The organism is Cytobacillus praedii, assembly GCF_001439605.1.
GTDB classification, from domain to species: domain Bacteria; phylum Bacillota; class Bacilli; order Bacillales; family Cytobacillaceae; genus Cytobacillus; species Cytobacillus praedii.
Map to the genome: position 1 here is coordinate 57,607 of NZ_LMBX01000012.1, position 23,910 is coordinate 81,516.

22 protein-coding genes are annotated in these 23,910 nt (G+C 37.7%); 13 read left to right on the forward strand and 9 right to left on the reverse strand.

Annotated elements, in window-relative coordinates; all coding sequences use genetic code 11:
* Window positions 1-34 precede the first annotated feature (34 nt).
* From ASU02_RS13965 to ade, 7 genes are all read left to right on the forward strand, one after another.
* Window positions 35-526, forward strand: coding sequence for a (2Fe-2S)-binding protein (locus tag ASU02_RS13965; protein WP_057764601.1), 492 nt, complete (start codon window positions 35-37; stop codon window positions 524-526).
* Entirely contained in the window at window positions 526-1,122 is a 597-nt protein-coding gene (locus ASU02_RS13970; protein WP_057764604.1) for a nucleotidyltransferase family protein, read from the forward strand. The genes ASU02_RS13965 and ASU02_RS13970 overlap by 1 nt, the downstream gene beginning before the upstream one ends.
* A 225-nt stretch (window positions 1,123-1,347) precedes the next feature.
* Entirely contained in the window at window positions 1,348-2,223 is an 876-nt protein-coding gene (locus tag ASU02_RS13975; RefSeq protein WP_057764605.1) for an FAD binding domain-containing protein, read from the forward strand.
* The gene (locus ASU02_RS13980) at window positions 2,220-4,514 is read left to right on the forward strand and encodes a xanthine dehydrogenase family protein molybdopterin-binding subunit (RefSeq protein ID WP_057764607.1); all 2,295 of its coding nucleotides are present in this window, start codon (window positions 2,220-2,222) and stop codon (window positions 4,512-4,514) included. Before ASU02_RS13975 ends, ASU02_RS13980 begins: the two co-directional genes overlap by 4 nt.
* 8 nt (window positions 4,515-4,522) lie before the next feature.
* Window positions 4,523-5,350 carry an XdhC family protein gene (locus ASU02_RS13985; RefSeq protein ID WP_057764608.1) on the forward strand — a complete coding sequence of 276 codons (828 nt, stop codon included), beginning with the start codon at window positions 4,523-4,525 and terminating at the stop codon, window positions 5,348-5,350.
* On the forward strand, window positions 5,332-5,646 hold the full coding sequence (locus ASU02_RS13990; RefSeq protein ID WP_057764610.1) for an XdhC family protein: 315 nt from the start codon (window positions 5,332-5,334) through the stop codon (window positions 5,644-5,646). The genes ASU02_RS13985 and ASU02_RS13990 overlap by 19 nt, the downstream gene beginning before the upstream one ends.
* Before the next feature lie 17 nt (window positions 5,647-5,663).
* Window positions 5,664-7,415 (forward strand): adenine deaminase, encoded by a 1,752-nt coding sequence (gene ade / locus ASU02_RS13995; protein ID WP_057764612.1) that lies wholly within the window; start codon window positions 5,664-5,666, stop codon window positions 7,413-7,415.
* A 34-nt stretch (window positions 7,416-7,449) separates the two neighbouring features.
* On the opposite strand, the gene ASU02_RS14000 is transcribed toward ade, so the two are convergent.
* Window positions 7,450-9,171, reverse strand: a complete 1,722-nt coding sequence (locus ASU02_RS14000; protein ID WP_057764614.1) for a glycosyl hydrolase family 18 protein — start codon at window positions 9,169-9,171, stop codon at window positions 7,450-7,452.
* 232 nt (window positions 9,172-9,403) lie between these two features.
* On the opposite strand from ASU02_RS14000, the gene plsY reads away from it, so the two are divergent.
* The 6 genes from plsY to ASU02_RS14030 all read left to right on the forward strand — a co-directional run bounded on the left by plsY (window position 9,404) and on the right by ASU02_RS14030 (window position 15,911).
* Window positions 9,404-9,991 carry a glycerol-3-phosphate 1-O-acyltransferase PlsY gene (gene plsY / locus ASU02_RS14005; protein ID WP_057764616.1) on the forward strand — a complete coding sequence of 196 codons (588 nt, stop codon included), beginning with the start codon at window positions 9,404-9,406 and terminating at the stop codon, window positions 9,989-9,991.
* 310 nt (window positions 9,992-10,301) lie between these two features.
* Window positions 10,302-11,069, forward strand: a complete 768-nt coding sequence (locus ASU02_RS14010) for an ATP-binding protein (protein WP_057764619.1) — start codon at window positions 10,302-10,304, stop codon at window positions 11,067-11,069.
* A 110-nt stretch (window positions 11,070-11,179) separates the two neighbouring features.
* Complete coding sequence (locus tag ASU02_RS14015) at window positions 11,180-12,355, forward strand: CapA family protein (RefSeq protein ID WP_057764621.1); 1,176 nt, start codon at window positions 11,180-11,182, stop codon at window positions 12,353-12,355.
* 134 nt (window positions 12,356-12,489) lie between these two features.
* Window positions 12,490-14,583 (forward strand): methyl-accepting chemotaxis protein, encoded by a 2,094-nt coding sequence (locus tag ASU02_RS14020; RefSeq protein WP_057764623.1) that lies wholly within the window; start codon window positions 12,490-12,492, stop codon window positions 14,581-14,583.
* A gap of 125 nt (window positions 14,584-14,708) precedes the next feature.
* Window positions 14,709-15,521, forward strand: coding sequence for a CPBP family intramembrane glutamic endopeptidase (locus tag ASU02_RS14025; RefSeq protein ID WP_057764625.1), 813 nt, complete (start codon window positions 14,709-14,711; stop codon window positions 15,519-15,521).
* A 99-nt stretch (window positions 15,522-15,620) separates the two neighbouring features.
* Window positions 15,621-15,911 (forward strand): HesB/YadR/YfhF family protein, encoded by a 291-nt coding sequence (locus tag ASU02_RS14030; RefSeq protein ID WP_057764627.1) that lies wholly within the window; start codon window positions 15,621-15,623, stop codon window positions 15,909-15,911.
* A gap of 27 nt (window positions 15,912-15,938) precedes the next feature.
* Here ASU02_RS14030 and ASU02_RS14035 read toward each other — a convergent pair whose 3' ends face one another.
* The 8 genes from ASU02_RS14035 to acnA form a co-directional block, all read right to left on the reverse strand.
* Window positions 15,939-16,244: a hypothetical protein gene (locus ASU02_RS14035; protein WP_057764629.1), complete on the reverse strand. Its 306-nt coding sequence runs from the start codon at window positions 16,242-16,244 to the stop codon at window positions 15,939-15,941.
* Window positions 16,245-16,317: 73 nt separating this feature from the next.
* Window positions 16,318-16,752, reverse strand: a complete 435-nt coding sequence (locus ASU02_RS14040) for an acyl-CoA thioesterase (protein ID WP_057764632.1) — start codon at window positions 16,750-16,752, stop codon at window positions 16,318-16,320.
* Between the two features lie 2 nt (window positions 16,753-16,754).
* The gene (locus ASU02_RS14045) at window positions 16,755-19,175 is read right to left on the reverse strand and encodes an AAA family ATPase (protein WP_232426255.1); all 2,421 of its coding nucleotides are present in this window, start codon (window positions 19,173-19,175) and stop codon (window positions 16,755-16,757) included.
* 30 nt (window positions 19,176-19,205) lie between these two features.
* A complete protein-coding gene (gene tlp / locus ASU02_RS14050; RefSeq protein ID WP_057764633.1) occupies window positions 19,206-19,445 on the reverse strand; it encodes a small acid-soluble spore protein Tlp in 240 nt (79 codons plus the stop codon).
* Window positions 19,446-19,764: 319 nt separating this feature from the next.
* Complete coding sequence (locus tag ASU02_RS14055) at window positions 19,765-19,908, reverse strand: acid-soluble spore protein N (protein WP_057764635.1); 144 nt, start codon at window positions 19,906-19,908, stop codon at window positions 19,765-19,767.
* A gap of 64 nt (window positions 19,909-19,972) precedes the next feature.
* Window positions 19,973-20,104 carry an FbpB family small basic protein gene (locus ASU02_RS14060; protein ID WP_057764637.1) on the reverse strand — a complete coding sequence of 44 codons (132 nt, stop codon included), beginning with the start codon at window positions 20,102-20,104 and terminating at the stop codon, window positions 19,973-19,975.
* A gap of 138 nt (window positions 20,105-20,242) precedes the next feature.
* Window positions 20,243-20,776, reverse strand: a complete 534-nt coding sequence (locus ASU02_RS14065; RefSeq protein WP_057764638.1) for a peroxiredoxin family protein — start codon at window positions 20,774-20,776, stop codon at window positions 20,243-20,245.
* A gap of 159 nt (window positions 20,777-20,935) precedes the next feature.
* Complete coding sequence (gene acnA / locus ASU02_RS14070) at window positions 20,936-23,644, reverse strand: aconitate hydratase AcnA (protein ID WP_057764640.1); 2,709 nt, start codon at window positions 23,642-23,644, stop codon at window positions 20,936-20,938.
* Window positions 23,645-23,910 lie beyond the last annotated feature (266 nt).

Below are 23,910 nucleotides of genomic sequence, written 5' to 3' on the forward strand. Positions count from 1 at the left end.
AGGTATTATACTTTTTATTCAAGGAGGAGAAAAGATGAAAGAGCTAAATTTCACTGTAAATGGTACCCTCCACTCTGTGTCATGCCATCCAGCGAAAACATTATTGGATGTACTTCGTGAGGATTTGGATATGACAGCAAGTAAAGAGTGCTGTGGCAAGGGTGAATGCGGATCCTGCTCCGTTTTGCTAAATGGAGAAGTTGTATGCTCATGTCTAGTGCTCATTGGTCAGGTTGAAAATGAAGAAATTACAACATGCGAAGGGATTGGATTTCCTGAGAATATGGACATCATCCAAGAGTCGTTTGTTGATGAAGGAGCAACTCAGTGCGGTTACTGTACGCCTGGAATCATTGTCGCATCAAAGGCATTCCTTAAGAATATTGATCATGTGCCAACGGTTGATGAAATCAAAACCGCTCTAGGAGGAAATCTCTGCCGCTGCACAGGCTACACAAAAATTATTCATGCCATTCAAACCGCAGCCATTAAACAGTTTCAAGAAAAAGGATCCATTCAAGTCTAATGAGAGTTTCAGCTATCCTTCTTGCTGCTGGTCAATCCAATCGTATGGGTGAACTTAAAGGTTTACTTCCATGGCAAGGAAAGACATTATTCGAGCACCAGCTCCATGTTTTGGAAGCTTCTAATCTATCACAAATTATCGTTGTAACAGGCTTTGAATCGAAAAAGTACTTGCAGTTGGCGGCTAATTACTCTGTAACCTTAGCAACGAACACCGAGTACCTTAAAGGAAAATGCTCTTCTATATTAAGAGGAATTGATTTTGTAAGTATAGAAACAGAAGCAATATTAATTGCTGCAGTTGATCAGCCGACAGACACTTCAATCATTCATCAGCTTATTGAAGCACTTCAAACGAGCAACTGCTTCATTGCAGTCCCCGTTAATGACGGAAAAAGAGGACACCCCGTTCTATTTTCTGCAAACATCATGAAAGATTTACTATCTATTAGAGAAGAAACAAAAGGGCTTCGCTATCTATTTCAAAAATACTATACAAATGTAATCGAGGTTCCAATTAATCATTCACTAATAAATCTAAATATCAACACTCCATCCGATTATCAAAATGCCTTGGATTTGAACAATGTAAAGTAATAAAAAATAAAAGCTGAAATTTGAAAGTGTCTAGCTCCAAAACCTAATTGCTCATGGTCATAAGCCAAGCAATCAAGAAGGTTTAAGAACAGCCTGCTCAACAGGATACCTTTTGCTTGTCGATACTAGGCATTGGAAAACTTCTAACAGTTCTCCTCACAGGAACAAGCTCCACCCTGCTTGTTCCGAAGATGTATCCGCTTTTCTAATTAGGAGGGAAAAAAAATGTTAGTTTCTGAGATAGAAATCATCACACCCATATCAGTAAATGATTGCTTGCTTTTACTCTCAAAAAATGAAACTGAACACCGTATAATCGCTGGAGGCACGGACGCGGTTGTACGGATGAAGGAAGGAAAATGGCGGCCATCAGCATGGATTAACATTAAAGGTTTAAAGGACTTGAGATATATTAAAGAAAAAAATGGAGCCATTCATATCGGTCCTTTAACAACACATACAGATATCATCCACTCCCCTCTTTTACAAAAAAGAGCGGATGTACTAGTTGAAGCATGTCGGGAAGTCGGAGCCGTTCAAATGCAAAATATGGGGACGATTGGCGGAAATATTGGCACCGCTTCCCCTGCAGGAGATACGATTCCTGCTTTATATGTATTGGAAGCATCTATCGAGCTGCAATCGATAAACAGCAGCAGGATCATTCCAATCAATCAACTCTTTACAGGTCCTGGCAGAACAGTAATTAAACCAAACGAAATGATAACCAATATTATCATCAAGCCACAAACTGAAAATGAAATTGGGATATTCCAAAAGCTAGGTCCACGTAAAGCTCAATCTATTTCGATTGTTAATGTTGCGATCATGCTTAGCATGGCTAGTAATCGTGAGTGCTTAGGAGGAAAAATTGCTTTTGGTTCTGTTGCACCAACCATTATCCGCGCAAAAAAATGTGAAGCACTTCTATCCTTAAACCCCTTAACCGACGACATCATTGAAAACATTGCTAAAGTTGCATGGAAGGAAGTTATGCCGATTACCGATGGAAGAGCCACAGCTGAATATCGGCGTGACATGGCAAGCGCGCTGCTTGAGAGAGGCCTTTTTCGATTAATGAGGAGGTGGGAAAATAAATGAAGCAATTATTGAACTGGATCGGAAAACGAGTCAAGCGTTTAGACGGTCCGGAAAAGGTAACCGGTGCATTAAAATATATGACAGATTTTCATTTTGAAAATATGGTATGGGGCAAAGTGCTTCGTGCAACATACCCGTATGCTAAAATACATTCAATACAAACTGATAAGGCCAAGCAGCTTCCAGGTGTCATTTGCATCCTTACACACGAAGATATTCCAGGTTTTAATGGCTTTGGCATCGTCGTCCCTGATCAGCCTGTCCTTGCTTCTGATATTGTCAGGTGCACAGGTGATGCGATTGCATTAGTGGCAGCTGAAACACTGGAAATTGCCGAACAAGCACTTTCATTAATCGAAGTGGATTATGAACCGCTCGAAGCGGTTACTGATGCAGAACAAGCGATGTCTGCTGAAGCACCAAAACTCCATCCAGACGGCAATATTCATAGCCATGTAAAAATTAAAAATGGGAACATCGATAAAGCATTCAGAGAAGCCGATATCATTGTAGAAAATACATTCTATTCACCTAGGCAAATGCATGCCTTTATAGAAACAGAAGGCGGATGGGGTGTAATGGATGAAGAAGGATTTATTACAATCCGCTGTCCGGGCCAATATGCTTATCGAGATCGAATGCAAATTGCCCGCGCCCTCGCCTATAATCCCGAGCGAATTAGAGTCATTTCTAGTCCAATTGGAGGTGCTTTTGGGGGGAAGGATGAGATTACAGTTCAAATTTACCTGGCTCTCCTTGCTATGCATACAAATGGGCGACCTGTAAAGATCCATTTGAGCCGTGAAGAATCCGTTATTGCAGGAATTAAAAGACATCCATTCAAAGTGCGAATGAGAACGGCAGCAAAAAAGGATGGAACCTTGCTTGCAAACGAAGTTCGAGCAGTCGCCGATACAGGGGCCTATGCCTCCCTAGGCGGTGCTGTAATTGCTCTCGCCATCGAACATTCCTGTGGTCCATACAAAATTCCCAATGTAAATTTGGAAGGTTTTTGTGTTTATACAAATAACGGAATTTCCGGTGCGTTTAGAGGATTTGGAGTTAATCAGGTTTGCATTGGAATTGAAACTCATTTAGATATGATTGCAGAACAGCTTGGATTAGATCCAATCGAGATTCGAAAGAAGAATGTGTATCATCAAGGGGAAGTTTCCAGCATGGGGCATGTCGTAAAATCAAGTGTCGGAACCTTTAAAACACTTGAAGCCGCTGAAAATTGTGACCTATGGAAAAATCGTAATCAATATAAAAAAGAAGTTAGTGAACCTTGGAAAAAAAGAGGTGTTGCTTTAGCAACCTCCTTCCATGGAATCGGCATGGGAATTGGATTGCCAGACTATGGAGCAGCTTCTATTGAACTTTTACCAGATGGAAAATTTTTAGTAGCTGTTGGCTGTGAAGAAATTGGCGGTGGAAATGGTACTGCCTATGCACAGGTTGCTGCTGAAATACTAAATTGTGATATTAGTAAAATAAAAGTCATTCAGGGTGACACGTCGAAAACGCTCGATGGCGGGACCGTAACCGCTTCCCGCTCCACTTATACAGGAGGGAGAGCCGTTGCAACGGCAGCACCGAATATGATCAAGCTTCTCTCAAATACTGCTGCAGTTATCTTGAAGGTGCCTTTATCAGAAATAAAGATCCTGCGGGACTGCTTAGCTGCCAAGGAGGAAATTCTCTCATATGAAGCGATCTATGAATATCTTTATATCCACCATCAGCCAACTAAAGTAGAAGGACATTTCCTCCTCCCTAAGGAAAAGACAGAAATAAAAGGTTCCGGAGGAGCTCCCCACCACTTATACGGCTATTTAACACATGTTGTGATGGTTGAGGTTGATACGTTAACTGGTGAAACAGAAGTCCTTCGAGTTGTTTCTATTCCAGATGCAGGAAGAGTGATAAATCCTCAAGGATTAGAGGGTCAGGCTGAAGGCGGTGCAGTCATGGGGATTGGCTACACACTTTATGAGGATGTAATCATCGAGGAAGGCTTCCATAAGACAAAAAACTTTACTGATTATATCATCCCTACCATCCGAGAAACTCCATTGATAGAAACCTTCCCTGTTGAGGATGAAGAGCAAACAGGGCCTTTCGGAGCAAAAGGAATTGGAGAAGTAGTGATGATTCCAATCATTCCAGCGATTATGTCTGCTATTTATGATGCCACTGGAGCAAGAATTTATCATCTGCCTGCAACTCCCGAAAGAATTTTCAATGCACTAAAAGAAATGAAAAAGCAAAATATCCAGCCCTCAAGGTGATAAATATGATGAATGACAGCTTATTCAAAAAACTATCTGAATCAATAAAACTTCGCAAAGAAATATTTCTGCTGACGATTACTGACTGTGACGAGCACGAGCTGATTGGATTTAAAGCACTATTATTACCTATGGGGGAATTTTATGCCGCTTCCCCTCCCCCTCCTTCTTTACAGCAAATGATCTTGAATCATTCTGAAAAACTAGTAAAAAGAAAGCGCTCTGGCACTTTTACTTTTACCTGGAATGGTTTAAAAGTTGAATGTTTTGCAGAATATTTCCCAGTCCCCATCCATTTAATAATTGCAGGTGCTGGCCATGTTTGTGAGCCTGTCGCTAGGATCGGTAAAATGCTTGGATTCTATGTGACTGTCATTGATGACCGAAATGAATTTGCGAATAGGGACCGATTTCCTCATGTAGATGAAGTGGTCTGTCAATCCTTTCTCAATTTTTTCAAGAAGGCCGAGTTAACAGAACAAACATATATACTCCTTCTAACAAGAGGACATAAATACGATGTTTTAAGCTTGCAGGAACTGCTAAAGCGGCAGGAAAAACCTGCCTACATCGGAATGATCGGCAGCAGACGCAGAATCTCTGGTGTCTTTGAACAATTGAAAGGTGACTTTCCTAAGGAAAGCTTTGATCAGCTATTTACCCCAGTCGGACTTGATATCGGTGCACAAACACCAGAGGAAATTGCTGTGAGTATTATGGCAGAAATTTTGAAGGTAAAAAATCGAACATCTGGTTCTTCATTAAGCTTGATGATCCGCAATTATGCAAAGTTGGGGTTTCGTGAGGGAGAGATTAAATGGAACAGCTTCACATAATTAAACGGACTATGGAGATTAAAGCAGCTGGTGAGGACGCAGCTTTAGCCACAATTATCCGAACGAAGGGCTCCACTCCGCGGAAAACTGGCAGCAAGATGATTATCTTTCTATCCGGAAGAATTGAAGGGACAATTGGCGGCGGCTGTGGAGAAGCAGAAGTTATTGAGGAAGCGATCAAGGTCATACAATTAAGTATTCCCATTAAACATATTGTCGATCTAACAAAAGGACTATTCTACGAAGATGGAGGAATTTGCGGCGGAATCATGGAAGTATATATAGAAAAAGTATAAGAAAGGGGGAAATTTAAATGTCGCTTACAGTTGAATCGTTAAAAAGAAGAATTGCTGTTGCAGCAAAACGAGCACCTGCTGATTTAGTTATCAAAAATGCGAAGATTGTCAATGTCTTTACAAGAGAAATAATTGAAGATGATCTAGCGATAGTTGATGGTTTTTTTGCTGGGATAGGCCAGTTTGAAGGCAGCAAAACAATCGATGTAGTCGGAAACTACATTGTCCCAGGTTTTATTGATGGCCATGTGCATATTGAATCAGCAATGGTTACCCCTTCCGAATTTGCTAATGTTGTCCTCCCTCATGGAGTAACAACAATTATTGCTGATCCACACGAAATTGCGAATGTCAGTGGAACGAATGGGATAGAATACATGCTTAATGCATCAGAAGGAATCCCACTAGACGTATTAATCAAGCTTCCCTCCTGTGTTCCTGCCACCCCATTCGAAAACGCCGGAGCCACACTTGATTTTTCAGATCTAGCACCTTATTATAATCATCCCCGTGTGGTCGGACTTGGGGAGGTAATGGATTATCCTTCTGTCATGCAAAATGATGAAAACATGCTCTATAAGCTAAACGATGCCCATACAAAAGACAAACATATTGATGGCCATGCTGCTGGGATAGATGGAGATGGGATTAATGTTTATATGGCTGCCGGCATTCGGACAGATCATGAATGTGTTACCGCAGAAGAAGCATTGGAACGTTTGCGAAAAGGAATGTACGTCATGCTCCGAGAAGGTTCTGCTGCAAAAGACTTAATAACCCTTTTGAAGGCTGTAAATGAAAATAATGCGAGAAGATGTTTATTCGTTACCGATGACAAGCATTTGGATGAACTAATTGACCAAGGAAGCATCGACTGCAATATTAAACTAGCAATAAATGCAGGCCTAGACCCGCTTCTTGCCATTCAAATGGCTACATTAAATGCAGCAGAATGCTTTGGCCTGAAAACAAAAGGGGCCATTGCTCCAGGATATGAAGCTGACTTTTTGGTAGTAAAAGATCTCCATACAATTGAAATTGATCAAGTTTATAAATCTGGTAAGCTCGTTGCTAAAAACGGAAAAGCAACAAACTCTGCGGTTTTAAAAATAGCACCTGAGCCTTTAATCATTGATAGTGTGAAAATACGTCCACTTTCAAGAGAACAGCTGCAAATCAATATTCCCCATGGAAGCCTGGCGAATATAATTGAAATCCTGCCAAACATGATTGTAACAAAACATCTTGTTGAGAAAGTTGATTCTCATGAAGGCTTGTTTCAATATAATTTGGAGAATGATTTGTTAAAAATTGCTGTTATTGAGCGGCACAAATTGACAGGCAATATCGGTTTAGGAATTATTAAAGGGCTTGGCATAAAAAATGGAGCCATTGCTTCGACCATTGCACATGATTCACATAATATTGTCGCTGCTGGCTCGTCAGACAGGGATCTTCTAAAAGCAATTACCTTCATTTCTGAAATGAGAGGTGGATTGTCTGTTGTGCAGAACGGGGAGATTCTTGCCTCCCTTCAGCTATCAATCGCAGGTCTTATGTCCGATATGGGTTCAAGAGAAATATATGAACATTTAAAAGACTTAAATCAAGCATTAATAAAAATCGGCTGTACCCTGGCATTTAATCCATTTATCACCCTCTCCTTTTTAGCATTGCCAGTAATACCCGAGCTTAAGATAACCGATCTCGGCTTATTTGATGTTAAAACATTTAGGCATATAAATGTAGAATATGACCCAAAGATCTGAAAAAAGCTAGGGGCAGATCCCCTAGCTAATCAACTTACTTCTTCGTTATTTGTCCTTCTTTTAAAGAAAGTGCCGTCCAAGCGGATTCATCCGCAAAAAATCTTGACCAGCTTGCCACACCCGCCAGATCATATTTCATGGCTAAATCTGCACGTTTGCTTAACGACAATTCATCTTCCAGCCAAACTTTGTACGTCGTTTGTTCTGCTTCTATATAAAGCTCTGCATAGTTCTGCCCGCTTGCTTCATCATATACAGGAGTTAATCCATTTTCTGTTAGCCACTCCTGCACTTTACTCATTGAAAGCGCCTTAGAAGAAACCTCTCCAGTATCTTTTTCTGCCCAAAGCCTAGCATATAAAGGAACCCCTAATATTAAGCGGTCATTCGGAACAACCTCCAATAGGGTTTGTAAATTTTTCTCCACCCATGGAAGACTAGCAACACTTCCTGCGACTGGGGATGATCCCCAATGCTCGTCATATGCCATAACAACCATATAGTCTACGAGACTAGCTAGTTTATCTCTTTCATAAAATGCAGACCAATTTCCACTTGCAATAAACGTCACATCCATCGAAACGACGAGACCTGCCTCATGAAAATAAGGAACAGCTTCGCGTACAAATTGGGTAATCAGCGGCCCATCCTCTGGATTTACATTTTCAATATCCAGATTAATTCCGTTCAAATGATAGATCTGGCTAAAATGCAGAAGCTGTCTTATTATCTTCTGTCTTGTCTCAAAGTCTTTAAAGGCTTCATGGGTTAGCTTCGGATCAAATGCGTTAGAAAATAAGCCCCATACGTGATAGCCCTGCTTCCCAGCCCAAGTAGAAAAATCAAGCGAACCTAGATTTTTTATCGCCCCACTGCTATCACCTAATTCAAACCATGTTGGTGAAATTACATTGACACCTGGCATTTTGGGCATCTTTGCTGGATCCGGATTTTTTGTATAAACAGCTTCCCATGTGAGATGGATTGGTCCATCAATTTTCGGAACAATGATTTCTTCTTTTTCATGTGTGATCGAAACTTCCTCAACGAGATCCTCTTTCACTACAAAATCCTTTTTTAAATATCCAGCGATACCGTTTTCTTTCCTAACAAAATAGTAATCTTCCTTTTCACTTTCAATATATAGCTTGTCACCCTTCTCTGCTTGAACAGTAAAAGGAGATTGTAAATTAGAATCCGTTCGCAATCGAAGCTTTTCCTCGTGAATCTTCTTGTCCGTCACATGTCCATGAACTATTTTTTCCCCATCTTTTTTCAGCCATATCGCGTTCGTTTCCGGCATGATTGAGTATTCGATAGGATAATAAGCCAATATTGGATCAAGAGCGATATACTTTTCCCCGTTACTTACTTTAAAAACGGAGAAGTGTAATTGAACCGGTTCTTCATTTACATAATAGGTCAGCGATTCAGAAGGCATTTGTATAACCTTGTTTTTCGTTGTCAAAATAATAGAATTAGATTTTTCATCAAAAGTGATAGAGTCATCAATATGTTCCTTAAGGAAAGAGTATGGCATATAGACACTTTCGTTTTCAATAATTGCATTTCCTGCCTGTTTTCCTTCGAATAAAATTGGATTCTCTCCTTGGAAATAAGGTTCCTTCTCTGATGAAGCAAATGGATAGAGTAATAATATAATGCTTGAAATAATTAATAGAAAAGCAATCAATAGTCCGGCAATAATCCAGCCCATTGAGTATGATTTTTGTTTATGATATTCTACACGAGCCATTGTCTCTTTCCTCCTTAAAACTATCGTATCGAAAAATGCAGAAATTTGAAAGGCAAATGAGCAGAAATCCCCCTTTAATGGAAACGAAATAAAAGATAGAAAGGTTTCATCGGTTTACATTTTCATGATAATTAATCTTTCTGGGCAATTTCATTACGTTTGTACATAGTATTTTTTATTTTCCTCATGGTACAATATAGACACCTGATATAAAGTTTGAAGGAGAGTTTACATGGTAATAAACGGAATAATTATTGTATTAGCTTATTTACTCGGCTCTATCCCCTCTGGTTTAATAATCGGAAAGATTTTCCATGGAGTGGACATTCGAGAGCATGGCAGCGGAAATTTAGGTGGGACTAACTCTTTTCGCGTACTTGGAAAGAAAGCTGGGTTAGTAGTTACAATAGCAGATATTTTAAAAGGAACCATAGCTGTATTGCTGCCACTGATCTTTGGTTCAGAGGATATGCATAAACTAATTCCAGGTATTTTTGCAGTTATAGGTCATATGTACCCGATCTTTGCTGGCTTCAAAGGAGGAAAAGCTGTAGCCACATCTGGTGGTGTTCTGCTAGGATACGCATTTCCTATGTTCATTATTATGTTAATCGTATTTTTTATTTGTTTATATATTACGAAATACGTTTCCTTATCATCTATGCTTGCAGCAATCGTTGCTTTCATTTACTCACTAATTGTTTGGGATCTCCCACTTATTATTGTTGTCTTGCTTATGACCACCTTTGTCATTTATCGGCATCGGGCAAATATCAAACGTATAATCAACAAAACTGAGCCAAAAATTAAATGGCTATAAATCCTATAGTTTGTCACTTATAAACAGCAGAGCCTTCTGCTGTTTTCTTTTATTATCTATTTGTTTTTAACAATTTTGTGATTTCTACTGTTCGAATTAAAAGTAAATATTGTTCGTTATTGATAACTTTAAAATATTTAGTATACTATAGTCAGAAAGTCATAATTTTTCTTTTTTCATTCCTTACATAGAAAAAATTACATAACTGAACATAATTAGATTTTTTTCGTCATAGTTTAGATTAAGAACGAATTCTTGTTAGTTGGCCACCGTTCGTTTTAAGAAATAATCATAGTAAGGATGATTAATTATGAATGATTCAAACAAGCCAATCCTTGAAAAAGATAATCAAGTAAAGCTAGATTCGAATGAGTTACTTGAAACTTTCATTTATCCTCAATATTTAGAGAATATCAACGCACTTGCTGCTGGGATTGCTCATGAAATTAGGAATCCATTAACATCAGTTAAAGGATTCCTCCAGCTATTAAGACCGTATTTAATAGAAAACGGCAAGGAACAATATATAGATATCGCACTCGACGAATTAAACAGGGCAAATAATCTCATCTTTGAATATTTAAATGCATCGAAACCGCAAATAAATAAAAAAGAGGAACTTTCTTTACGCAAAATTATTAATGAGATTGGCTTATTATATGAAAGTGAAGCAATGTTTCATGACATTATACTGAATATACAACTTCCAGATCATTTGCCAGCAATATTTGCAGATGGAATGCAAATAAAACAAGTACTAGTAAATCTCATAAAAAATGCCATTGAAGCCATTAAAGAAAAAAACGAAAAAACATCTGGAAAAATAGATATCTTCGTTGAAAAAACGGATTTATCAACTGTATGCGTTTGTATTTCTGACAATGGCTGTGGAATGACAAATGAAACATTAACCCATCTATTTACTCCATTTTATACAACAAAGACTACTGGAACTGGTATTGGACTCCCGATCTGCAAGAAAATTATTGAAGAACATTCAGGTCAAATATTTATAACTAGTAAATTAGGAATGGGATCAACATTTAAAATTATACTTCCGGTCCACAGTAGTTTATAGTTTAATGAAAAAGCGGCACCATTAGGGCCGCTTTTTTTCTTCATATTATTAGAGTATAATTCCTATTTTTATATTATATTTAATTTATACAATATACTAAGGAGTACGCAATGAAAAGGAAGCTATCATTCTTATTCTCTATCTTTTTCTGTATTTCATTAATTACCCTTTCTTCTCTCCTGATTCTAAATATGTATAAAGAATCAAAGGAAAGCAAGTTTGTCTTCCAGCCCATACAATTACATGAGCAACGAAAGACATTTGTTGAATCGAAATCATACAGCGAAACAATAACCCTCGCTGCGATTGGCGATATTCTAATACATGATTGGGTATACAATGATGCAAAAACATCTGCTGGTTATAATTTCATCCCCATGTTTCAACATATTAAACAAACACTTCAGCAGCCAGATCTTCTGCTTGCCAACCAGGAAACCATTCTAGGCGGGAAGGAAATAGGGATATCTAGCTATCCATTATTTAATAGCCCCCAAGAAGTTGGAGATGCATTAAAAGATGCTGGCGTAGATATCGTATCAACAGCCAATAATCATTCCTTGGATAAAGGCGAAAAAGGTCTTGTCACTTCTCTTCATTATTTGGATACAATCAGCTTGCCGCATGTAGGTACATATAGGAATGCAGAAGAAAAACAGCAGCTGAAAATATTAAGCTCGAAAGGAATACAAGTCGCATATTTATCTTATACTTATGGGACTAACGGCATTCCTGTTCCTAAAGGAAAAGAGTTTCTTGTAAATGTAATTGACCGAAAATCTATGAAAGAAGAAATTACTCGGGCCAAAAAGGAAGCTGACATCATAGTGATGAGCATACATTGGGGAAATGAGTATCAACGCTATCCATCTGCAGAGCAGAAAGAATTGGCACAATTTCTCACTGATGAAGGTGTCGATATAATTTTCGGGCACCACCCTCATGTCTTACAGCCAATGGAATGGAGAATGGCAGCTGATGGGCATCAAACTCTCGTCGTTTACTCCTTAGGAAATTTCATTTCAGGACAGAATAATAATTATAAAGATATCGGCGGAATGGCGACGATTGAAGTGACAAAGACCATAGATAGTAACGGTGTTACTATTTCTTTAAAAAACCCGCACTTCCATCCTACATATGTTTCAAAAATTGAACGTATTCGCAACTATCTTGTTGTACCTCTTCAGGATGCAGGTAAATATGGATTACAGAACGCAGAAACAAAGTATAAAGAGATACAGCAGCATATGATTGGTAATTTATCAAAAAGAAACGAACAGTAAAACCTTAAGAATTGATTTTTACTATTTTAAAAGTGTTACATAACTTTCGAAAATTCAAAATAGTACCTCCTACCTATAGATTATAATTAAGTAAGGCAGAAATGTTTCATATAGGTTTTAGGGGGGAAATTCAATTGTCACTAAAGACTAAATTAATTGTCGGTGTGTTATCGACAATGGTGCTTATTTTAGCAGTAAGTTCTGGGTTTACTTATGTTTCTGTCTCTCTCTTCTCAAAGAACGGAAAGGAGTTAACAAGCGGATTAGCTGCAGATGCAATGAGAGATGTAAATGGATTTGCTGAGCACTATGCTGGTACCTTGACCTACCATGAGACAGAAAATGTAAAAGCATCCATAAATGATATCATTTCAAGAGCAAAAAGTGATTTAGCTGCTGTTTCAAATTTTAATGATGTCTTTTCAAACGATCCAGCTGCCTTAGCAGCATTATTTGAAAAAATTGCCTTACAAAATGAGTTAATCACGAATATGTACTTAGGGACAGAAGAAAAAAATTTTACCATTTATCCTGCCGACTATCCTTTGCCTTCTGAATATGATCCAACGACTAGACCATGGTACACGCCCGCAAAGACAGCTGAAAATGAACAATTTATTATTACCGATGCCTATCTTGATGCAGGAACAGATAACTATCTCGTCACTATTAGCTTGCCTTTGTTTAAGGATGAAAAATTATATGGTGTATTAGGTGTTGACCTATCTCTTGAGAAACTAACTGCATCGATTGCAAATACAAAGGTTGGAAATACAGGCTATGTGATATTAACCGACAAAGATGGTTCTCTTCTAGCTTATAAGGACAAAGAATTAGTACGTAAAAATGAGAATATATCCTCATTGCCTATTTTTAAAGAAAGAAACGATAAAAATATATATTTAGATATTGATCAAGTTACATATGTAAGTGATAAGGACGAAGAAACAGGTTGGGAGATATTTTCTGTTATTTCTCAAGAGGAAATCAAGTCTTTCTCTAATCAAATTTCTCAAAATATGAGCAGCCGAATTGTAGATGCTGACAAAAAATTGCAATCTATTTTTACCAAATTATTGTCAGCACAAGTCATCATCATCCTAATCCTGCTCGCTATTTCAATCGTAACCAGCCTCTTCTTCGCCAAATATTTCATTCAACCAATAAAAAAGCTTTCTACTTTCTTAAAAGATGTTGCCAATGGAGATTTAACAAGGAAAATGGAGGTAAAATCAAAGGATGAAATCAGTGCATTATTTATTTCTGTTAATCATATGATTGATAGTCTAAGAAATATGGCTAGTAAAATGAATGACTTAATTCTTGAGGTTGAAAAAGATTCAAATGTATTAAATAACCAAGCAGGCGTTTCCACACATGTGACATCCATTGTAAGCTCTGCGATGGATGAAGTAGCAAGCGGCACTGAACAGCTTACTTCAGATATGTTCAATATTTCTGCACATGTCGAAAAAAATGATATTGCCGTCCGTTCCATGTCGGAACGAATAAGTAAAATAGTCGAATATGCTCAAGATACGAAAGCAGTAACTGCCGAAGGTCAAAGAGCAACGGAAAACATGAAAAATAAAATGAACCGAATCGTTATCCAATCAATTGATTCAACCACGATTATGAAAAAGCTTGACCAAAAGCTGCAAACAATTAATGATATTACTGCCTTCATTCAAGATATTGCAGAGCAAACAAATTTACTTTCACTTAATGCAGCGATTGAAGCCGCAAGAGCAGGTGAGCAAGGCAAAGGGTTTGCAGTAGTAGCTCAGGAAGTCAAAAAGCTCGCCGAGCAAAGCAGGGATTCTGTTGAAAAAATCTCTGCGTTAATTACAGAAATTCAAAGTGATTCTTCTAAAGCTCTTGAAAATATTGATATTGGAAGAGAATCTGCTGTCCAAGGTGCAGAAATGGTAAAGAACACAGCGGATAGTTATGACAATATGATTCAATTTATTGAGCATCTTATAACAGAAATTGATGAAATAGCAGGTGCAAGTGTTATTCTTTCATCCAGCAGTCAGTCGATTTCAAGCTCAGTTGATAGTGTCATTGCCATCTCTGAAGAAACTTCAGCAGGTGTGGAGGAAGTGACAAGTATGACAAAAGAACAGCAGCAATCTGTTCAAGATGTAAAGACCATATCTGATAACTTACATAAGCTAACCTTTGAACTAAGAGAATTGATTATGCATTTTAAAACGTCTTTATAAGAAAAATATGCCATAGAGCAGGCTTTGTTCATTCTTTATTCAATCTTTCTACTATTAGTAAGTGCTAAAATAAGAAAAAAGAGGGTAAAAGTGGTAGAATGGCTTATTGAAGGGGTGAACACATTGTGATTTCAGGAAAGCATAAAATGATTCTTCCCTATTTTCAGCTCTTCTTATTTGTTATCATTATTGTCATTGTTCAATTTAAACTGTTCACTATCGCTTTTACCCTCTTGCTTGCATCTATTCTTTACTTAGCAATTTTTGCAAAACAAAAAAGAGTTTTTCTGTGGAGCTTGGCTGCCTATATCCTTGGCCACTTTTGTTACCTTTTTGGGGACCGACTTATAGACAATCTCCCCTATCATGTAAACATTTTAATGGTTCTTAGTCGTTTTTTAATATTATTCCCTATCATATTCATGTTGTATGTTGCAAAGAAGTTTGGTGAGACGCCGATTCTTTATTGGAAATGGTCGAATTGGAAAGCAAAAATATCATTCCCCTTTATTTGGCATGGTTTTCACTCTATTTCTATTAAGGGATTTTTGCTCATTGCCTTAAGTATCAATATAGCGATATTCTTGCCCTTTATCATCCATGAAAATCCTAGTTTTAGCTTCCCTCTCCTGCTATTCCTATTATCCTTTTCGATTATTAATGGGATATTGGAAGAGATATTATGGAGAGGGATCATACTTACGAGGATGGTCAATCTTGCAGGTGAAAAAGCAGCTTTGCTTTTTTCAGGATTAGGCTTTGGCTTATCACACTTAATACTAGGCTACTCGATTCCAGTATGCTTCGGTTTTGCAATTGGCGGCTTTTTCTATGCGGGCATTACCATTCGTTCAGGCAGCATTTTTCCCGCTGTCATTTGGCATATTGTCTTTAATTGTCTTATGATCCTGAGTAGTCTGATTCCGTTTATTGAATAAGGGTATATTAGAATGCAGTGACTTATTTTTCAATCCAGAACAGAAATTAAGCGCAACATATGGTGTATGAATTAGAGTTGCTTTAAGGAGGAGTTTATTTTGAAAATAGTAATTAATGACCAAGCTGCTAACTGGTATAAAGAGGAAATGGAGCTGAATACTGGAGACTACGTTCGTTTTTTTGCCCGATATGGCGGCCATAGTACTGTACAGCAAGGCTTTTCGTTGGGCATTTCAACTGAAGAACCGCTTGATGCTGGCATATCAACAACAAAAGATGGCATTACCTATTATATTGAGCAAAAAGATTTGTGGTATTTCGATAACCATAATCTCTTTGTTGAATTTAATGAAAAAGCAAAAGAACCTGAATTTAAATACGAAAAATAACAAAAAAAGAGTTACAGACATGTTCTGCTAACTCTTTTTTCCTTCCCAAATATGATCTTCAAGCCCTTCTGCTTCTAATATCTTTGCTTGGTGTTCCCCAATTAAATCATAATGGGAATACCCGTCTTTCCGCCTATGTATCCATTCGGGCCGTAACTGATATTTTTTTCCCCATTCAATTAGGCGGTTCATATCGCTGCAGCCAACTTTAGTCACCGTCTTATACCCTGGAAAGCGGTCATCTAGCCAAAAATGTGTTAAAAAGGCTAATTCACCTTGATCAATCTTAGTTTTCCATTCTTTTATGTCTTTCTTTTTTAAACCAAATGCCAAAGCCTGCACCACCAATCGTATAAAAAGAAGAGATCAGGAGCGATATCTTCCTAAGCGCTTACGCTCCTCAAAATTAATTAGCTTCTACTGGTTGTTTCTTTGCTTTTTCATACGCTTCATGCCATTCAGGATATTTTTTTCTAATCGAAAGCGGGCGGAAGGAGTCCTTTTTTACACATACATGCTTAGTAAGACCAGTAACAGCTAATTCCCCCTCTTCATTGAAAATTTCATATCCGTAATTGACACGTAATCCATCATACTCTTCTATCCAAGTTTTCACAATTGCTTTTTGTCCATAAAGAAGCGGTTTTTTATATGATGCTTGAATATCCATTACCGGAGAAAGGATACCGTCCTTCTCCAATTCGGCATAATTAAAGCCTAAATCCTTAATTAATTGAGTGCGCCCTAATTCCATCCAGATTAGGTAATTAGCATGATAGACAACACCCATTTGATCAGTCTCCGCATATCTTACTTCAATTTCCCTCGTTGAAACAAACATTTTTATTCCCCTTTTCCTAATCTGAAAATGGCAGTTTCAAAATCAGATTTTTCTAGGTTGTTCACTTTTTCCAATCGATTATTTTGCTTGTCTACTTCTTCCATTAATCTTAGCGCCTGTGACTGAATGGCTTCATCTGTTACATTCGTTGCGAATCTGGCATTCCCATTAATTGTTATACTATCCAATGATTCTTTGAGATAGTTCAGAGCATCTGAAGATATATGATACTGATAATATGAGGCATAGTTAATGATAATTTGCAGCAATTCTTCATTAGAATAATCATTAAATTGGAAAAACTTCTTAAATCTCGATCTTAACCCTGGATTACTTTTTAGTAATTCATCCATTTCCTTTGGATAACCAGCCAAAATGACAACTAAATTTTCATTATGCTTCGTCATTTCATCAACAAGCGTGTTAACTACTTCCTTACCAAAATCCCCTTGAGAAGAAGACAGCAACGAATACGCCTCATCAATAAAAAGAACACCGCCAAGTGCATCTCGAATCATTTTTTTTGTTTTTATAGCTGTTTGCCCAACATAGCCAGCAACAAAATCTGCGCGGCTAGTAACAACTAAATGGCCTCTTTTCAGCACCCCGCATTCCCTCAAGAGCTCTGCAAAAATTTTTGCAACTGTTGTCTTACCTGTTCCAGGGTTGCCAGTAAACACGGAATGAAGCTGGATTGGAACGACGGGCAATCCTTTTTCTCTCCTAATTTGCTGCATTTTCACAAAAGAAATCAGCATCTTTACTTCATTTTTTATTAAGTCAAGTCCAATTAGTTGATCTAATTGTTCCCTTGGATTCACTGCCTTTTCGGACTTGATTACTTCGAAATCCTCTTTTTCAAGCAGTGTATACGTCAAAATATGCTTGTCCAGTGAAGAATGTGAACCCTTTTTAAAAATTGCGCCTAGGACTAAATCGTGAACGGTCCGTGCATTGCCAAACGTATCATCCACTCGTTCCTTATCAATCGTTTTTTCAAGTTCCAGCTTTGCATCATCTGTCATCACATAATCATTTTCTATTGCAAGCTTCTCAGCAATCCCGATTAGTTCGGCGTTCGAATAGTCAGGAAGCTGGATATGATTAGATTGTGGAAAGCGGCTTCTTAAGCCTGGATTGGCATCTAAAAACTGTCTCATCTCATCTGGATAACCAGCCAATATAACTGCAAATTTCCCGCCATATTCTGGTCCAGTCATCAATGAAACGAGCGTATCGATTGCTGTCTGTCCATAATCGTTTCCAGATTGTCCCTCTCTTTTAAGACTGTACGCTTCATCGATAAAAAGGACTCCACCAAGCGCTTTTTCCACCATTGTGCGAACATTTTCTTCTGTTTGACCAACAAAGGAACCAACAAGCTGTGAGCGGTCTGCTTCAACTACATCTTCTCGCGGCAGAACGCCAAGCTCATGATAAATTTTAGCCAATAAGCGAGCAATTGTCGTTTTCCCTGTCCCTGGATTCCCAGTTAAGACCATGTTTAAGCTCATTTCATCCTTTACTTGAAATCCAAGTTTCTTTCGTTCCTTTTGATAGGTAAGGAAGCGATAGTAATCATTTACTCTCTTTTTCACATGGACAAGTCCAATCATTCCCTCTAGCTCTTCAAGAGGATTCCTTTCTGATTCTGCCTCCTCATTCTCGTCAGCAAACATCTCGGCCCATTCTTTTTTCAAATCTTCAATTCGATCTAAGTGCCTCTTCATGTCACTATAATAAGTCGAAGTATAGAATACACCCGCTATCGATTGATCATATTCTTCTGATGCCTTCAAGAACAAGGCTGTCTCTTCAATGACCTCTTCCAATAGGAGAACCAGTTTCTCATGTGTATGCTGTAAACTGAGATCCTTTCTCTTTTGGGCATTTTCCTTCCCTCTTTGTAATTGATCTCTTTCAGCATCTGCATGATCAAGAAATTGTTGGCAAATAAGCAAAAATTGCTCTGCTGTTTTTTTCTTTGCTTGCCTGTTATCTGTTTCTCTTAATGGCGGAAAAACAAGTGTATCAAGGGTTTCTTCTTTCTTTTTCCATTCGAATTGCCCTAATAATTCTGCTGCTCTTTCGTTCTTTTCATTTAATTGATTCGCTTTCTTGAGCCATGCCAAGCTTAATGAATCCTGCTTATATTTATTCATTCTCGATAAGGAAGCAATTGTTAATAGTTCAGAAGCAAGCTTTGGATCAGAATTTTCATCTAATGATTTGATTGCTGATAATAAATCCGCTTCATTCTTTATGTACTTATTTTGAATTAATTCCTGTTCCCATTGCTGCCATTTGTCTATAATTGACTGCTTTTGTCTTTGTTTTTCCATAATCTCACACTTCTTCTTATCAAATTCCATACCTATCATATCATATTTACCTGCATCCTTTATAGGAAAAGACCTGTCCATTTGGAACAGGTCTTCTTAGGTTACATGTTGTTATTGATTATATCCATTTTGTCTAGCTTGGGATTCATCCTCAATTTCAGAGCGCATCGCATCAATACTTTCCTTTCTGCGCTCGTTTTTAGCTTCAACTCTAGCTCGATCCTCTGCATTCGAAAATTCTAATGTTTCTTCCGCTTCATGTATATTTTCGATTGTATTTTGAACCATCGTTTGTAACTTTTCAACATTGTCACTGCGATCATCTAGTTTTGGTTTATTATTATAGGCCATACTCCTAGTCCTCCTAATATTGTTGTAGTAATACGCATTTAGTTTGTGAATTAAGAGTAAAAATATCAACGGAAAAAAGTGGTTGTTTAAAAAGAAAACACAAACAACTTGTTTGGCTTTGTATGGATTGAGCAGCTCCTGACGGCATAATGGATACACGAAGATCCATAAGACATTCATTCTAGACCTTTTGAGGAAAGGGCGTCAAATTTACGCTAGTGTTTGCTTTGGACTGACCTTCAATTTTAAAATGTTATCTTTTTTATTCAATTTAAATACCACCGTAAATTAATACGGTGGTTATTAAGGATAGATATAATTATTCACCTTTGGTTTGCATTACCTGCGGCACTCCGCCAGTGTTGCTTTGCATTTTTTTGCCATTATTTCCTCCATAGCCTCTTGGTTGCGTACCAATATGGTTTGGATTAAATTTTCTTGCATCTCTTTTTGGATTTCCCATAAAAATATCCCTCCTCAATTTAAGTATGGTCATTTGAGAAGGGAGTTATTTCTTGTAAATATTGTTATTCAGCTTTATTTAATCGCTTTTGTTCTAATCGTGCCTCAATTCTATCCATAGCGGCTTGATCTTTTAATATTTGCCGTTTATTTTCTAAAACAAGATCGGCGAATGAACGTTTTCTTGGTTTTCTCATTAGTTATTTCACCTTCCTTTAATCCTATATTAACAGTTATTATTCACAAAAAACTTTGTAATTATTACAACTTTTTGAAAATTTATTTGTTTTAGCAAAATAAAAAGCATCAGCTGCATACTCTGATGCTTTAACATTTTATAAACCTGTATATTCCTTCATCATCTCAACAGTCATTGCACTTAAATGCTTATGCCGGATGATGCCGTCCTCATCAATAAAATACGTGGTTGGAATGGTCAGGATTTTGTAGATTGAGCTTACTTTATCTTTTTCATCTAATAAGATAGGAAAATGAACATCCATTTTCTTTGCAAAGCCAGCAACATCAGCTTCAGGATCAATATTTACCGCAAGAATGACCACATCATTTTTAGCTAGCTCAAAAAATTTTTGCATATCCGGCATTTCCTTTTTACACGGCGGGCACCAAGTTGCCCAAAAATTAAGCATGATCTTTTGTCCTTTAAAATCAGAAAGACGGACTGTTTCACCTGCCAAATTTTTTAATTCAAAATCCGGAGCCTTTAGCCCTACCGCCAGACCGGGGAGATTATTTGTCTGAATCGATTCAACTTCTTGCTCTTCCTTTGCATTCTTTTCCATTGCTTGAACGATTGCGACTGTCATTAAGCCGCATAAAAAAACGATAGCTATTACTTTTTTTAACATGCTGTTCCACACCTTTTTTAACCTTATATGGTTATTGTAACCCAGACACAAATAAAAAATAAGATGATTTCCCTTAGGTTAGACAAGGTAATTGTGACAATTTTAAAAATAAAAAAGCATGCCATTTCATTTCTGAAATCACATGCCTTTTATAATCATTTAGTTAGCTAGCTTTTCACGAAGAACCATTTGCAAGATTCCTCCGTGACGGTAGTAATCAATTTCAACTTCTGAATCGAAACGAACAAGTACTTCAAACGTTTTCTTATTTCCATTTTCATCGGTAGCAGTAACTTGAACAAGATCACGAGGTCGTACGCTTTCATCTACTTGAACATCGATTGTTTCTTTGCCAGTTAAGCCAAGCGTTTCAGCACTTTCACCATCTTTAAACTGAAGCGGCAGAACGCCCATTAATACAAGGTTTGAACGGTGAATACGCTCGTAGCTTTCTGCAATAACTGTTTTAATTCCCAACAGGTTTGTTCCTTTTGCAGCCCAGTCACGAGAAGATCCCATTCCATAATCTTTACCAGCAAGAACAACAAGACCAGTTCCATCTTCTTTATACTTCATGCAAGCGTCATAAATTGAAGTGACTTCACCAGTTGGCCAGTAAGTTGTGAATCCGCCTTCTGTGCCAGGTGCAATTTGATTACGAATACGAATGTTTGCGAAAGTTCCGCGCATCATCACTTCATGGTTTCCACGACGAGATCCGTATGAGTTAAAATCACGAACTTCCACACCATTTTCTCGTAAATATTTTCCAGCAGGCGTATCTTTACCGATTGCACCAGCAGGAGAAATATGGTCCGTTGTTACAGAATCACCGAATTTACCAACAACACGTAAACCATTCAAAGGTTTTACTTCGTCAGGATCAGGCTTTAAGCCCTCAAAGAACGGTGGGTTTTGAATATATGTTGATGTTTCATCAAATGTATAAAGTGGCTCATTGCTCGTTTGAATTTTATTCCAAAGTGCATTGTCACCAAATACATTCTCATATTCAGCACGGAACAAATCAGGAGTAACTGTTTGTTTCACTACTTTATTAATTTCAGCAGACGTTGGCCAAATATCCTTAAAGAATACATCATTTCCGTCTTTATCTTTCCCAATAGCATCTTTCTGAAGATCGATATCTACTGTTCCAGCAAGTGCATAAGCAACAACAAGCGGTGGTGAAGCTAAATAGTTGGCTTTTACAAGCGGGTGAATACGTCCTTCAAAGTTACGGTTACCAGAAAGGACAGATGTAACAAGAAGATCGCTCTCAGCTACAGCTTTTTCAATCTCTTCTTTCAATGGACCCGAGTTACCGATACATGTCGTACAACCGTAGCCTACAAGGTTAAAGCCAAGCTGATCAAGGTAAGGAAGAAGTCCTGAATCACGCAAGTAACCTGTTACTACTTTTGATCCTGGAGCTAAAGATGTTTTCACGAATTTAGGTACTTCCATGCCAAGTTCAACTGCTTTTTTAGCAACTAAGCCTGCACCTACCAGTACATACGGGTTAGAAGTGTTTGTACAGCTAGTAATTGCTGCGATGGCAACTGCTCCAGTTTTCATTTGCGTTGTATCGCCATTATTGAATTTTACTGTCACTTCTTTGTCGATTTCTTTTTCATCTAAACCAAATCCTTGGTTTCCTTGAGGAGCTGTTAAAGCAGCATTGAATTCTTTCTTCATTGCCGAAAGCGGAATTAAATCTTGAGGACGCTTTGGACCTGATAAATTCGCTTCGATTTCTGAAAGATTAATTTCTACCACATTTGTATAAACTGGCTCTAATGCAGGATCAAAGAATAATCCATTTTCTTTGCTATATGTTTCAACTACTTTAATTTGTTCTTCCGAACGTCCTGTTAAACGCATATATTCAAGAGCTTCATCATCCACTGGGAAGAATCCGCATGTTGCCCCATATTCAGGTGCCATATTTGCAATTGTTGCACGATCAGCAAGCGGCAATGCAGGAACACCAGGACCATAGAACTCAACAAATTTACCAACCACACCATGTGCACGTAGCACTTGTGTTACTTTTAACGCAAGATCAGTAGCTGTTGTACCATCTGGAAGCTCTCCAGTAAGCTTTACTCCTACAACTTCAGGAACTGGGAAATAAGAAGGCTGTCCAAGCATCCCTGCTTCTGCTTCAATTCCACCTACACCCCATCCAAGTACGCCAATCCCATTAATCATTGTTGTATGGGAATCTGTTCCTACCAATGAATCAGGGAACGCTTCAAATTCTCCATCTTCATTTTCAATTGCATGAACAACATTTGCTAAATACTCTAAGTTAACTTGGTGAACAATACCTGTTGCTGGTGGAACAGCACGATAATTATCAAATGCCTTTTGTGCCCAGCTTAGGAATTGATAACGTTCTGCATTCCGTTCAAATTCAAGCTCCATGTTTAAATCCAGTGCTTCTGCAGTACCAAATTTATCAACTTGTACGGAGTGGTCAATTACAAGGTCTACTGGCTTAAGTGGATTAATTTTGTCTGGATCTCCACCCATGTCTGCCATTGCTTTACGTAAGGATGCTAAATCTACAACTGCTGGAACACCTGTAAAGTCTTGAAGGATAACACGTGAAGGTTTGAATGGAACATCTACTTCCTTCACTTCACTAGTTCCCCATTTTGCTAAGTTTTCAACATGCTCTTTAGTAATTACACGTCCGTCATATTGACGAAGAACAGATTCTAATAGAACTTTAATAGAGTAAGGTAATTTGGATACATTGCCAGCGCCAGCTTCTTCAAGTGCGCCTAAATGATAATAGTGGTAACGCTTCCCGTCCAAGTCAAAAGATTTACGGGCATTAAATACATCATTTTTTGCCATGGGTATATCCCCCTTTTACAAATTTACAAGAAAATAAATATAGGAAATTGTCGAAAAGTTGGAATTTTCATCTATCCTAACTTTTCTCACAATTCTTATCTTAATACAACCTTCTTTATATGTAAATAACAAGAAAGTTATTGGTTTCGATAAGTATTACTTATACCAAATATTAATTTCTAATTTTTTTAATTAAAAAGGGGGAAATCATTAGTGTCGTTTTTTTAAGATTTCATAAAAACGACTTATTAAATTATAGTAAGAAA